Source organism: Lebetimonas sp. JS032, assembly GCF_000523315.1.
Lineage (GTDB): Bacteria > Campylobacterota > Campylobacteria > Campylobacterales > Nautiliaceae > Lebetimonas.
Genome location: NZ_ATHS01000001.1, coordinates 713331 through 727143 on the forward strand (window position 1 = coordinate 713331; position 13813 = coordinate 727143).

Genomic DNA, 13813 nt, shown 5'->3' on the forward strand with positions numbered 1-13813 from the left:
GCTGTTCCTTTCTCTTAATTTTCCATTATTAATTTATTTGCATTTATTTATACAATCAATGTCTTTTAAAATGTTTTTCAATATTTCAGGTGTAATCATATTAGGTCCGTCGCTTAAAGCCTCATCTGGATTGTAATGTGTTTCAAAGAAAAATCCGTCAATCCCAACCGCTGCGGCAGCTTTGCTTAAATATGGCACGAATTCCCTTTTACCGCTGCTTTTTCCTCCGGCGCCGCCCGGCATCTGAACGCTGTGTGTTGCATCAAAAACAACAGGTGCGTAATTTCTCATAATAATCAGACTTCTCATATCAACCACTAAATTTCCATATCCGAATGTGGTGCCTCTTTCAGTTAACCATACACCGTATTTTTTTGAATTTTCGTATGCGGCTTCTTTTATCCCTCTTGTTTCAAGCACTTTTAAAACAGAATATTTCATATCGGCCGGATTCATAAACTGGCCTTTTTTAATATTAACTATTTTATCTGTTTTTGCTGCTTCTACAAGTAAATCCGTCTGGCGGCAAAGAAACGCCGGAATTTGAAGAACATCCACAACCTCAGCTGCTTTTTGAACCTGCCATGTTTCATGAACATCAGTTAAAAGTTTGTATCCGAATTTTTCTTTTACTTCATTTAGTATCTCAAGCCCCTTGTCAATTCCGGGGCCTCTATAGGAATTTAATGAAGTTCTGTTGGCTTTATCAAAGCTTGCTTTAAAATAAAAATCGTATTTTTCTTTGTATGGTTTTAGATATTCCGCAATTTTAAAAATCTGTTCTTTGCTTTCTATTACGCAAGGTCCTGAAATTAATATCATAAACCGCCTTTTTTTGGTATGATTATAACATAATAAAAAGGAGCTGAATGACCAAAAAAGTTAAAAAGATATCTTTGCAGATTTTTTTATTGCCTATTTTAATGACACTTTTTGCGGTTGTTGTTTCTTATGTTTCTGTTTTTATCACGCTTGAGGGTTATTTTAAAAAACAGCAGATTCAAACTCAAAAAGAATTTTTCAAAGACCTTAAAACAACTACCAAAATCAGGGTTGATATAGCTTATAATATTTTAGTCACAATATATAATGAAGAAATTCAAAAATGTAATAAACAGCATATTTCAAAAAATATTTGTAAACAGAAAATTTTAAAAAAAATAGTGAAAATTTTTGATAATTTCAGATGGCCCAATAAAGGTTATATTTTTATTTTGGATTTTTACGGAAACACATTATATCATCCCGATCATGGTTTAATGAAAATAAACAGATGGAATTTAACAAGAAACGGAATAAAAGTGTTTCAGCTTTTGGTAAATGAAGCCAAAAAACATCCCGGCGGGACATATGTAAAATATTTGGGATACAATTTTAACAAAAAGCCTGTGTGGAAAGTTTCTTATGTTAAAGTTTTCAAACCGTTTGACGCATTGGTGGGAAGCGGGGTATATATTAATTTTTTGAATAAAAGATTGGTGAAACTTCAAAAAAAACAGCAGCAGTTATTTAAAGAAATGAGTAAAAAATTAAAAATTTTCAGTTTTTTAATTTTATTTGTTTCTTTAATTATTTCATATATTCTGGCAAAAATAGTTCAAAAAATGTTCTTGGATTATGAAAAAGAAATTGAAAAAGAACAGTTAAAAATAAGAGAAAAAAGCATTACGGACAATTTAACGGGACTTTTTAACAGAAATTATTTAAAATATGTATTTGGAATCTTACAGGCAAAAATTAAAAGGGAAAATAAAAAACTGGCCGTTTTGTTTATAGATTTGGATTACTTTAAAGAAGTTAATGACACTTTGGGACATAAATACGGAGATATCTTATTAAAGGTAATTTCAAAAAGATTAAAAAATGTTTTAAGAAAAGACGATATTTTAATCAGATTCGGCGGGGATGAGTTTCTTGTTTTTATTCCTTATAATAAAATTGATGAGGTTTTAATTGTTATTGACAGGCTTAAAAAGGCTATAAAAGAAAAAATTTTAATAAACATTAAAGAAATTAATATAGATTCGAGCATAGGTGTTTCTGTTTATCCGGTTGACAGCGAAGATTTGAATGATTTGATTAAATATGCCGATATGGCAATGTATGAAGCAAAAAGAAAAGGTAAAGGAAATTTTGAATTTTATAAAAAAGAGTTGGGTGAAAAAATTAAAGAAAAAACCGAATTAAAAAGGGATTTAATAAAAGCAATAGAAAATGAAGAGTTTGATATTTATTTTCAGCCGAAAGTTTCAAAAGATGAACACTTATACGGAAGTGAAGTGCTGATAAGATGGAATCATCCTAAAAAAGGTCTGTTAACTCCCGATAAATTTTTGCAAATTGCATATGAAAAAAAATTAATCAAAAATATTGATTTAATTGTGCTGAAAAAAGCTGTTAATCAATATATAAAATGGCAGGAAGAGGGATATAATCCCGGGAAAATCAGCTGCAATATTACTATGATAGATTTGCAGGACAATAATTTTATAAATCAAATAGAAGCTATTTTAAACGATAATAATTTTGATTCTAAAAATTTGATTTTAGAAGTCACGGAAGAGAGTATAATGAAAAATCCACAAAAAAGTGTTGGTGGTTTAAACAGGCTGAGAAATTTGGGAATAGGAATTTCCATTGACGATTTTGGGACGGATTATTCATCTTTATCATACCTTAAAAAATTTCCATTAACAGAGTTGAAGATAGATAAAACTTTTGTAAAAGATATAGGTATAGACAGGGATGACGAAGAAATAGTGAGAATTATTATTTTACTTGGAAGAGTCCTTAATTTATCGATTGTCGCAGAAGGGGTTGAAACAAACAGACAAAAGGAATTTTTATTATTGGAAGGTGTTGACATTATTCAGGGATATTTGTATTCTCCCCCGATTAACGCAGAAGAATTTGAAGAAAAATTTCTAAAAGGATTTTAATGGTTGTAAATAAATATAATGCAAGTGGAAACGATTTTGTAATTTTTCACACATTTAAAAAAATAAACAGAAGTAATTTGGCAAAAGCTTTATGTGACAGATTTAAAGGGATGGGAGCGGACGGTCTTATTGTAATTTTACCTCATGACAAATATGATTTTGAATGGCAGTTTTATAATTCAGACGGAAGTGAGGCTGAAATGTGTGGGAACGGGAGCAGGGCGGCCGCTCATTATGCGTATTATAATAATCTCGCAGACAATAAAATGCGGTTTTTAACCCTTGCAGGAGTTATAGAGGCGCAGGTAGAAGGAAATATTGTAAAAACACAGTTAAGTCCTTATAAATTTATTGAAAGATATGAAGATTTTGGAAAAAAATTTACAATATATGATACAGGGGTTCCTCATATTGTGATTTTGGAAAACATAAATAATTTTGATAAAAACTTAGCCAGAAAACTTAGGGAAAAATATAATGCAAATGTAAACTGGGCCGAAGTTAAGGATAATAAACTTTTTGTAAGAACTTATGAAAGAGGTGTTGAAGATGAAACACTTGCATGCGGTACGGGTATGTGTGCAAGCTTTTTGGTTGCGAGAGATAATAATTTAATAAAGGATAGTCTAAAGGTTTATCCAAAAAGCAAGGAAGAGCTTGAAATTATTATAAATAATGACAGACTTTATTTAAAAGGAAAAGTAAAACAGTGTTTTACTGCGGTATTGGAGGGAAGAAATGAAAGGGATTTTATGTGATATAGGAGGGGTTTTATATGAAGGAAATAAAGTAATTGACGGGGCGATAGAGACAATAGATTATTTAAAAAGAAAATATAAAATCAGATTTTTGTCCAATTCTTCAAGAAACACACCTGAAATAATTTATAAAAAACTTAAAAATTTTGGATTCAATATTGAAAAAAAAGAAATTTTTACAGCCCTTTACGCAGTTAAGAAATATTTAATTAACCATGGCAAAAAAGCATTTATAATAGCAACGGACGAGGCGGAAGAATATTTAAAAGAGTTAAAAGGTGAGGGCAGTGTGGTAATAGCGGACGCATATAAAAATTTTTCTTATGACAATTTGAATATTGCTTTTAGAAAAATAATGGACGGTGCCGAATTTCTGGCAACGAATAAAAACAGATATTTTAAAGATAACGGCGGGTTGTCACTTGATGCAGGGGCATTTGTAAATGCATTGGAATATTCAAGCGAAATTGAGGCTAAAATACTTGGAAAACCAAGCTGTGAATTTTTTAATGAAGCAATAGATGATATGGAATTAAATAAAAACGAGGTAATAATGGTAGGAGATGATATTGAAAGCGATATAACAGGTGCTAAAAAATGCGGGATTAAAACTGTTTTGGTAAAAACAGGCAAATTTAAAAAAAACGATTTGAAAAAAGCAAAACCGGACTTTTTAATTGAATCAATAAAAGAAATAGTAAGAGTTTTATAAATTTTTCTGTTTTTGATACAATTCTAAGTAAATTGACGAAGGGAAATTATGCATTTTAATATAGAAAATTCTATAGCTCTTAAATTATCCAATACACTCAATTCCTTAAGAAAAGCTTTTAACAAGGAAATTAAAGATTTTGGTATATCAAGTGAGCAATATGCATTTCTTAAATTGATAAGCATTAAAAATTTAACGCCTTCTGAAATTGCGGATATTTTAAATAAAGATAAAGCAGCCATAACAAGATTTATTATTGCGTTGGAAAAAAAAGATTTAATAAAAAAGGAAAATATAGATAAACGTTCTTATAAATTAATATTAAAAGAAAAAGGCAGAAAAATTTTAAATAAAGTTGATAAAAAAGCTTTGGAATTTAGAAAAAAAATAGAACAAAATATACCGGAAGAAAAAATCGAGTGTTTGTTTAAAACATTGGAAAAAATAGAAAAAATAATGAAGGAATGAAATGAAAAAATATTTATTAATCGCATTGTTGATTATGGGTCTAAATGCCAAAACAGTTGATAAAGTTATTGCCAATGTGGAGGGTGAGCCCATTACTTCATATGAGTTAAACAGTTTTGCCAAAAACAGTAATCTCTCTAAAGAAAAGGCTTTGTCTGTTTTGATTGATCAAAAATTAATCGAAAGTGAAATAAAAAAAAGAGGAATAAATGTAGACGATTTTGAAATAGAAAATGAAATGGAGAAAATTGCAAAACAAAACGGTATGGATTTGTTTCAGTTTAAAAATATATTGACCCAAAAAGGTGAACTAAATAAATTAAGAAAACAGATAAAAAACAATCTTTTGAAAAGAAAATTGTTTGAGCAGATTATTCAGACCAAACTTAGAATCGCACCAAGCGAAATAACGGATTATTATAAAAATCATAAAAAAGATTTTACTATTTTTGATTCCATTCAGGTTATAAAATATTCCGCCAATAATCCTGAACTTTTAAAAAAGATAAAAGAAAATCCGTTAATAAACAATCCCTTGATAAGTACCAAAAATTTGGTTTTAAATTCTGATAATATGCCTTTATCGCTTATTTTTATTTTAAAAGATATAAAAGAAGGCGGATATTCCCCGATTTTTAACGACGGGGCAAATTACTCAATGTTTTATGTTGTGAAAAAAGAAGGTGAAAAAACAATGCCTTTGGAAAAAGTAAAAAATTTAATTTATTCAAAATTGGCCCAGCAAAAACAGGAAGTTATCTTAAAAACATATTTTGACAGGCTTAAAAACAGGGCGGATATAGAAATATTTAACTAACCCTGCAGCTTTTAGCTTCTATATTTCCTTCTATTTTTACAGGCTTTTTATTCTCATATTTATAAATTTCATAATTTATATCTCTGTTTTTTAAAATATTTTTTATTTTTTCTTTTTCTTTTGTTAGAATTGCCACCCCGCAATCTTTAAAAATATCATTTGGGACAGGAATTGATTTTATATTTTCTTTTTGTAAAATTTTTTCAGCTTTTAACCCTGATTCAATTGAATCAAAATGAAAATAATAATACTCATTAAGATTATCATGTGTTAATTTATAATAAAATTCTTTTAAATGAAGTCTGATTCCATCTGCTAAATATTTAAGCTCAGCCATTTTTTTCCTTTAATTTTTTTTCTCTCAGTTGACCGCAGGCAGCTGAAATATCCATTCCTTTACTTTTTCTTATAGTGCACATAATTCCTTTATTTATCAGATAATCTTGAAATTTTTTCATACTCTCTTCGTCAGGCCTTTTAAAATCTGTTCCTGGATAGGGGTTAAAATAAATCAAATTAACCTTACTTGGAATTCCGTTTAATAATTTTACCAATTTTTTAGCGGCATTGATGTCATCATTTACATTTTTAATAACTAAATATTCAAACATAACTTTTTTTCTTTTATCGACAGGAAATTTTTTAATGGCGTCTATAACACTTTTGATGTTATATGCTTTATTCATAGGAATTAGTTTTTCTCTTGTTTCGTCATCAACAGCATGAAGGGAAATTGCCAAATTAACCCCTAAATTTTCTTCCCCCAATTTTTTTATTTTTGGTGCAATACCGGAAGTTGAGACAGTTTGTCTTCTTGTTGAAATATTCATCCCGTCCGGATGTGAAATAATTTTAATTGCTTTTATTAAATTATTATAATTATCAAGAGGTTCGCCCATACCCATATAAACAACATTTAGTGCTTTGTTTTCATCAAAATTTTTAAATTTTTTCATCCACCAGACTTGTCCGACAATTTCCCCTGCACTTAAATTTCTGACAAATCCCCCTTTTGCAGTCAAACAAAAAGCACAGCCTACTTTGCATCCCACCTGAGTTGAAACACATACTGTATATTTGTTCTCTTTCATTTTAATTAGAACTGTTTCCACCGTTCTTCCGTCAATTAACTTAAATAAAAATTTTTCTGTCTCATCACTTGAAATTTCATGGTTTATAAGTTCAAACGGATTTATCATAAATTCTTTTGAAAGTTTTTCTCTTAAAAGTTTTGGAATATTTTGCATTTTTTCAAATTCATCTGTATATTTTCTGTATATCCACTGGTATAATTGTTTTATTCTGAATTTTGGCTCAATTCCCATTTCGAGCAGTTCTTCAGGTAAATAATCCATAAACTGTTTTTTAAGCATTAATTTCATTTATTATTTTTTCATCAGTTAGATATTTAATTAATTTTTCTTTTGCTTTTTTTATATTTTGGCTGTATTCTTTATGTGCATTTTTAAAGCAGTAATTTGTAATTACAAAAATGCCAATTGCGGGAATATTAAATTCTTTTGCCACTCTAAGTACGGAAAAAAATTCCATATTTTCAGCATCAATATTCAATGAAAGATATTTTTTTGAAATTTTTTTACTTGTTGTTATATAATTTGATGAATTTATAATTGTTTCACGTGAAACAGAAAGAGAAATTACATTTTCAATCGGTGTGTAACATTTTTGATTTAAAAAACAGTGTTCTATATTTGAAGCGGTTTTTGTTTTTATTATTTCAAAAGGTTTTATTTTTCCATAACTTCCGGCACTGCCTATGAATATTATAATATCAGGTTTGTCAAAAAGACATAATCTTGTCAAATTTACAGCACTTTCTATCAGTCCTATACCAATAGGATAAGCAAAATTAAAAAATTCTTGATTTCCGGCTGAAATAATTACCGATTTTTTATTTTTCATTGTTATTCTCCATTTATTATAAATAGTTTCACGTGAAACATTTATTTACAATCCAATGTAATTTTATATCTTAATTTTATTTCTGTCGGTTTTAAAACAATTTTTTCCTCGTCCGGATTTAAAAAAATAATATTTTTTATTTTACATGATTTATAAATGTTTGATAGTTTTTTAATAATTTGATACTGAAATTGGTCCATATCAACAACAGCAATTTTAATGTATTTAAATTTTGCGTCTTTCGGGGCGTAAAATTTATTATTCAGGTAATTTTCAATTTCTCTGGTATCTTTTATAATATAACCGTTTTTTGTTCTGTAAAATTTAAAAGGAAATATTAAATTTTCTTTTGTCTGAATTAAAACTGCATCTTCATTTGGAATAATAAATTTTTTTTCTATTTTTATAAATTTAACATTAAAAGCATTTAAAATTAAAGGTAACAATAAAATTATTTTCCATTTTCCATCATAGCCGCTTTTCAAGCGGCCAGATGAGCAAAGCTCATTTTTCATTTTTCATTCTCCATTTAAATTCTCACGCTTATATTGTTTTGCTGTAAATATTTTTTAAGGTCCATTATCTCTATTTCTCTAAAATGAAAAATACTTGCTGCTAATGCAGCATCTGCCGAGTGTTCAAAAACTTCTTTGAAATGCTCCATTTTTCCTGCCCCTCCGCTGGCAATAACAGGTACGTTGAGCATTTTTGAAATAATTTCCGTTATTTGAATATCAAATCCTGCTTTTGTCCCGTCTGTATCCATTGATGTTAAAAGTATTTCCCCCGCACCTCTGTTTACTACCTCCTTTGCCCAGTTAATAGCATCAAGTCCTGTGTCTTCGCGGCCTCCTTTTATAAAAACATTCCATTTTTGAGGCGCTACTTTTTTTACATCAATTGCAACTACTATACACTGGCTTCCGAATCTTTTTGCCCCTTCATTTATAAAATCCGGATTTTTTACAGCGGCTGAATTTACTGAAACCTTATCGCATCCCACGTTTAATAAATTATAAATATCATCAAGTTCGCTTATACCCCCTCCCACGGTTAAAGGAATAAAAACTTCTTTTGCCACGTTTTTGATAATATCAATTATAGGTTTTCTTTTTTCATGGCTTGCGTTAATATCAAGAAAAGTCAGTTCATCCGCTCCTTCATCATTATATCTTATTGCAGCTTCAACAGGGTCACCGGCATCGCGCAAGCCTACAAAATTTACCCCTTTTACAACCCTTCCTTCTTTAACATCAAGACAGGGAATTATTCTTTTTGCAAAATATTCCATAAAAAACCTTTTTTGTTATAATTTTAACATACTTTACATTATAAAAAGGATATGTTATAATCAGAGCAAAGAAAAAATTTGGTCAAAATTTTTTAAAAGATAAATATTATTTGGAAAAAATCGTCGAAGCGATGCCCAATACTCAAAATTTAATTATAGAGATTGGGCCTGGCTTAGGCGATTTAACGGAAAAGTTGCTGGAAAAAAGAAGAGTGACAGCAATAGAAATTGATAAAGATTTGTGTGAAATTTTAAAAGATAAATTTCCGAACTTAAATCTAATTTGTGGTGATGTTCTTGAATTTTGGAAAAAGGGTTTTTTAGCTGAAGAAAATTATGATTTGATTGCAAATTTACCATATTATATAGCAACAAATATAATTTTAAAAGCCCTTAAAGATAAAAACGCAAAAAATATTTTGGTTTTAATTCAAAAGGAAGTGGCAGATAAATTCAGTGCGAAAACAGGCAATAGAAATTATTCTTCTTTGGCTGTTTTGGCAAGCAGTGTTGCAAAAGTAAAAAAATTGTTTGATATACCTCCCGGGGCGTTTGTTCCTGCTCCGAAGGTGACAAGCAGTGTAATTTTATTTGAAAAATTTAAAAAAAACTATGATGAAGAGTTTGCTAAATTTTTAAAAATTGCATTTAGTAATCCCAGAAAAACACTCAGTAAGAATTTATCTGCAACAGGGCTGAATTTGAAAGATTTTGAACTTGATCCGAAATTAAGACCTCACCAGGTAGACGGCTTAACTTTTTTCCGGCTCTTTTCCGCGCTAAAGGAAAGGAGTAAGAATGGAAGAAAACAAAAACCAAAATCTCAGTAAACAGAATAATAAAAACAGCAATCAAAAACAAAATTTAAAATCTGCACAAAAAAAAGCAGATCCAAAAAATTTTGTATGGTTTAAAGATTTGAACAAAGCTTTTAATGAAAATGAAAAAATTCACCAATCAAGGCTTAATACATTTAATAAAATAAATGAAAATACAAAAAGATGGATTAAGTTTACCCCGCTTGGCGGACTTGATGAAATAGGGGGAAACTGTGCAGTACTTGAAACAGAACACAGTGCAATTATAATTGACTGCGGGATGAGTTTTCCGAGCGAGGATATGCACGGAGTTGATATTTTAATTCCAGATTTTACATATTTAAGGGAAATTAGGCATAAAATAAAAGGGCTTATAATAACACACGGTCACGAAGACCATATAGGGGCCGTGCCATATCTTTTTAAAGAAATACAGCTTCTAATATATGGAACAAGTTTGCCTCTTGCCATGATAGAAAACAAATTTAAAGAACATAAAATTCTGCAATACAAAAGTTATTTCAGAAGCGTAAAAAAAAGGCATCCTATTCAAATAGGGGATTTTAAAGTAGAGTGGATTCATATGACACATTCTATTATTGATTCATCTTCGCTTGCCATACAGACCCCGGCGGGGACAGTAATACATACCGGGGATTTTAAAATCGACCATACACCGATTGACGGATACGCCCCTGATTTAAACAGGATTGCATATTACGGTGAAAAAGGGGTGCTTGCACTTTTCAGCGATTCTACAAATTCATATAAACCGGGTGTTACCCCGAGTGAAAGCATAGTTGGAAACACATTTGACGATCTGTTTTTGAAAAGCAAAGGCAGGGTTATAATGTCAACATTTTCTTCCAACATACACAGGGTTTATCAGGCAATTGAAAGGGGTATAAAACACGGAAGAAAAGTTTGTATTATCGGAAGAAGTATGGAACAGAACTTAAACGTAGCAATGGATTTAGGTTATATCAAACTTCCAAGGGATATATTTATAGACCCTTATGAAATAGGGAAATATCAGGACAATGAAATATTGATTGTAACAACTGGAAGCCAGGGGGAAAGCATGAGTGCATTATACAGAATGGCTATAGACGAGCACAGACACGTTAAAATAAAAGAAGGTGATCAGATTGTGCTAAGTGCAAGGGCCATACCCGGTAATGAGCCAAGTGTTTCCCAACTGATAAACTTTTTAATGAAAAAAGGCGCAAAAGTCGCTTATCAACAATTCAGTGAAATACATGTAAGCGGACATGCTTCTCAGGAAGAGCAAAAATTGATGATAAGGCTTGTTAAGCCCAAATATTTTTTTCCGGTTCACGGAGAATACAACCACAGGATGAAACACAGGGAAACTGCTCTTACAACAGGATTGGATGAAAATAATATCTTTATAATGGAAGACGGCGAACAATGGGAAATAACTCCAAAAAGGGTCAGAAAGGTAAAATCTGTAAAAACAGGAAAAATATATATTGACAACCAGATAAACGAACAGATTGAAACAGATATTGTTTTGGACAGGCAAAAATTAGCAAATGAGGGGATTATTATGGTTGTTGCCCAAATAGATAGGCAAAATAAAAAACTTATAGGAAGGCCGAGAGTTACAACATACGGAATTATCGCGGACAGACAGGATAAAGCATTTGCCAAAGAAATGGAAGATATTTTGGTAAATTATATTGATCATGCGAAAGATTATGTATATGAAAAAAACAGAATTTTTGAAAATGAACTCAGAAATGTGATAAGAAAACATGTTTTCAGAAAAACCAAAAAATACCCTACAATAGTGCCTGTTGTCTATTTTATGTAAACAACTATGTTTCTTCCTTTTTCTTTTGCCTTATAAAGAGCTCTGTCGGCTCTGTTTACTATTGAAATATTATCGTCATTTTCTTTTAATTCAGCTATACCGAAAGATATGGTAACATTTAAACCGTCAAAATTATGCTCTTGTATAATTTTTCTTAATTTTTCAGAAATTTTAACCGCTTCTTTTGCTTTGGTGGAAGGTAATATGATTAAAAACTCTTCACCTCCCCACCTTCCAAATATATCTGTTTTTCTAATATTTTCTTTTATAAGTTTAGAAATTTCTTTTAAAACAAAATCACCTTTTTCATGTCCATAAGTGTCATTAATTTTTTTGAAATAGTCTATATCAAAATAAATGATAGATAACGGTGTTTTATATCTTTTTGCTCTTTCAATTTCCTCAATTAATCTTTTGTTCATTTCCAGTCTGTTATAAATTTCTGTAATAAGTTTGTCATGAGTTGCAATTATTTCCAATTTGTTTTTTATTTTTTTTATTTTAAAAAACAAAATTACCAATAAAACCAGTATTAACGATAAGCTTGCTATTATAACAGCACCTATTAAATATCTTTTTTTTACTTTTTCGTATGGTATTCCTTCATAAATGTTTACCGAAACATATTTATTTAATATATTTACTTTTTCTTTTGCTGGAATATCGTTTATAACTTTATTTAAAATATTTTTTAATGTGTTGTAATCATTTCTTATCATAAATTTCAGAGGGAAAGAAAAAGGTGTTATTCCTTTTATAGAAATATTTAAATATTTATGTTTGGATATATAATATGCCAGTGTGGGGAAAATATCAACAACTCCGAAAACTTTTCCTTTTTCCAAAAGTTTTAAACCTTCTTCAGAATCTTTTACAGGAACAATTTTGATTTTTGGATAATATTTTTTAATTAATTCATATGCTGTATAATTTTTTCCTACGGCAATTTTTTTGTTATATAAATCTTCCATATTTAAAATAACATTTACATTGTTTTTTGTAGCTATCACAATGGGATAACTTACATATGCCTTTGTAAAAATAGCGTATTTTTTTCTTTCCGGGGTATCGGTTGTATTTGGAATAACATCTGCTTCTTTGTTTTTTACTTTATTTAATTCAGTCGTAAAATCAGGTGCAATTTCACAAAATTTTTTCAGATAAATTTTATTACTGATATTTTTCCAAAAATCTATAGATATTCCCGTTAATTCATTATTTTGTAAAAAATTAAAAGGCGGCCAGGTTGAAGTGGATATACAATGAATGAGGTTGTTTTCTATAAAGGTTTTTTCTGTTTTCTCTGTGATATAAGGGGAATATACAAAATCAAAAAAATCAAAATCGTTTTTTATATTAAAAATTAACTGGTATAATAGTTTAAGCTGATTTATTTTGTCTCTGTTAAAAAGATAATTTTCCGATAAAAACGGGATAGTTTTATATGCTTCATTTTTTAATTTTTTATAAGTGAAATGCTGTGTATTGTATTTTCTGAGAATTGTTTTTACAGTTTCATCTATATGGGTTTTTGTATACTCCCACCCTTTTTTGGTGGCTTTTACAAAATTTTTAACTGTTTTGGGATTATTTTTTAAATAACTTTCGGATGTAAACAATACATCACCATAAGCATCGATGCCTTCATTTAAAGGCGAAAAGAGTTTGTATGGAATTTTGTTTTTTTCAAGCCAATATAATTGGTCGGTTATGTAAATAATATAAACACCCTTTTTTTTTAAATCTGTTTCGCTAAAAATCTTATTGGTAATTTTAATTTTTTTAAAGTCTATACCGGCTTTTTTTAACATTCCGATGATAGCGATGTTATAAAATGCCATTTTAGGGGTATGTATTATTTTTCTTTTTAAATCTTTAAGTGTTTTTACTTTAGGGTCGGTTGAAACAATTGCAATAGGGGTATTCTCAAAAACAGGCATAAGGGCAACTACATGTTTTCCTTTTAGTTTATAATAAATTAAAGAGGAATTTGCAATTCCAAACTGAGCTTTGTTATTTAAAACATCGCTTATAGGATTATTATCACTAAGTTCTTTAAAAGTTACATTTAAATCATATTTTTTGTAAAATCCTTTTTCTTTGGCCATATAAAAACCGGCAAACTGAAAAGCGTTTTTCCATTTTAAATCCAGTGTAATATTTTCGGCGCTAAGAATTGAAAGTAATATCATAATAATTATTACAGGCATCTCTCCCCCTTATGATATAATTATATAATAAATTAATATA

Annotated in this window: 13 protein-coding genes and 1 pseudogene; 7 read left to right on the plus strand and 7 right to left on the minus strand. The window is 29.4% G+C overall.

The genetic code is table 11. The annotated features are described in order from the left end of the window. Positions 1-33: 33 nt before the first annotated feature. Positions 34-831: pseudogene (gene kdsA, locus DZ65_RS0103955) on the minus strand (3-deoxy-8-phosphooctulonate synthase); the annotation flags it as partial. A gap of 38 nt (positions 832-869) precedes the next feature. Here kdsA and DZ65_RS10325 point away from each other — a divergent pair. Genes DZ65_RS10325 through DZ65_RS0103980 form a run of 5 tightly spaced genes read left to right on the plus strand, consistent with a single transcriptional unit; the run spans position 870 to position 5694 of the window. Further along, positions 870-2939, plus strand: coding sequence for an EAL domain-containing protein (locus tag DZ65_RS10325; RefSeq protein WP_024791266.1), 2070 nt, complete (start codon positions 870-872; stop codon positions 2937-2939). After that, positions 2939-3697 carry a diaminopimelate epimerase gene (gene dapF, locus DZ65_RS0103965; protein ID WP_024790745.1) on the plus strand — a complete coding sequence of 253 codons (759 nt, stop codon included), beginning with the start codon at positions 2939-2941 and terminating at the stop codon, positions 3695-3697. The genes DZ65_RS10325 and dapF overlap by 1 nt, the downstream gene beginning before the upstream one ends. After that, positions 3678-4409, plus strand: coding sequence for a TIGR01458 family HAD-type hydrolase (locus DZ65_RS0103970; RefSeq protein ID WP_024790746.1), 732 nt, complete (start codon positions 3678-3680; stop codon positions 4407-4409). Before dapF ends, DZ65_RS0103970 begins: the two co-directional genes overlap by 20 nt. 48 nt (positions 4410-4457) lie before the next feature. Continuing rightward, positions 4458-4877 carry a MarR family winged helix-turn-helix transcriptional regulator gene (locus DZ65_RS0103975; protein WP_024790747.1) on the plus strand — a complete coding sequence of 140 codons (420 nt, stop codon included), beginning with the start codon at positions 4458-4460 and terminating at the stop codon, positions 4875-4877. A 1-nt stretch (position 4878) separates the two neighbouring features. Next, positions 4879-5694, plus strand: coding sequence for a hypothetical protein (locus DZ65_RS0103980; protein ID WP_024790748.1), 816 nt, complete (start codon positions 4879-4881; stop codon positions 5692-5694). On the opposite strand, the gene DZ65_RS0103985 is transcribed toward DZ65_RS0103980, so the two are convergent. The 5 genes from DZ65_RS0103985 to hisF are packed head-to-tail and all read right to left on the minus strand — an operon-like array spanning position 5687 to position 8908. Continuing rightward, a complete protein-coding gene (locus DZ65_RS0103985; protein WP_024787370.1) occupies positions 5687-6031 on the minus strand; it encodes a DUF3343 domain-containing protein in 345 nt (114 codons plus the stop codon). The genes DZ65_RS0103980 and DZ65_RS0103985 overlap by 8 nt on opposite strands. Next, entirely contained in the window at positions 6024-7067 is a 1044-nt protein-coding gene (gene rlmN / locus DZ65_RS09850; RefSeq protein WP_035908141.1) for a 23S rRNA (adenine(2503)-C(2))-methyltransferase RlmN, read from the minus strand. The genes DZ65_RS0103985 and rlmN overlap by 8 nt, the downstream gene beginning before the upstream one ends. After that, a complete protein-coding gene (locus DZ65_RS0103995; protein WP_024791267.1) occupies positions 7060-7617 on the minus strand; it encodes a purine-nucleoside phosphorylase in 558 nt (185 codons plus the stop codon). The genes rlmN and DZ65_RS0103995 overlap by 8 nt, the downstream gene beginning before the upstream one ends. 41 nt (positions 7618-7658) lie before the next feature. Further along, positions 7659-8132 carry a hypothetical protein gene (locus DZ65_RS0104000; RefSeq protein ID WP_024791268.1) on the minus strand — a complete coding sequence of 158 codons (474 nt, stop codon included), beginning with the start codon at positions 8130-8132 and terminating at the stop codon, positions 7659-7661. Between the two features lie 14 nt (positions 8133-8146). Beyond that, complete coding sequence (gene hisF / locus DZ65_RS0104005; protein WP_024791269.1) at positions 8147-8908, minus strand: imidazole glycerol phosphate synthase subunit HisF; 762 nt, start codon at positions 8906-8908, stop codon at positions 8147-8149. A 110-nt stretch (positions 8909-9018) separates the two neighbouring features. Here hisF and rsmA point away from each other — a divergent pair, with 110 nt between their 5' ends. Next, positions 9019-9738 (plus strand): 16S rRNA (adenine(1518)-N(6)/adenine(1519)-N(6))-dimethyltransferase RsmA, encoded by a 720-nt coding sequence (gene rsmA, locus DZ65_RS0104010; protein ID WP_236617344.1) that lies wholly within the window; start codon positions 9019-9021, stop codon positions 9736-9738. Next, complete coding sequence (locus DZ65_RS0104015; protein ID WP_024791270.1) at positions 9707-11563, plus strand: ribonuclease J; 1857 nt, start codon at positions 9707-9709, stop codon at positions 11561-11563. Before rsmA ends, DZ65_RS0104015 begins: the two co-directional genes overlap by 32 nt. On the opposite strand, the gene DZ65_RS0104020 is transcribed toward DZ65_RS0104015, so the two are convergent. Further along, positions 11551-13773: a diguanylate cyclase gene (locus DZ65_RS0104020; RefSeq protein WP_024791271.1), complete on the minus strand. Its 2223-nt coding sequence runs from the start codon at positions 13771-13773 to the stop codon at positions 11551-11553. The two genes, DZ65_RS0104015 and DZ65_RS0104020, sit on opposite strands and share 13 nt — an antisense overlap. Positions 13774-13813: the final 40 nt, after the last annotated feature.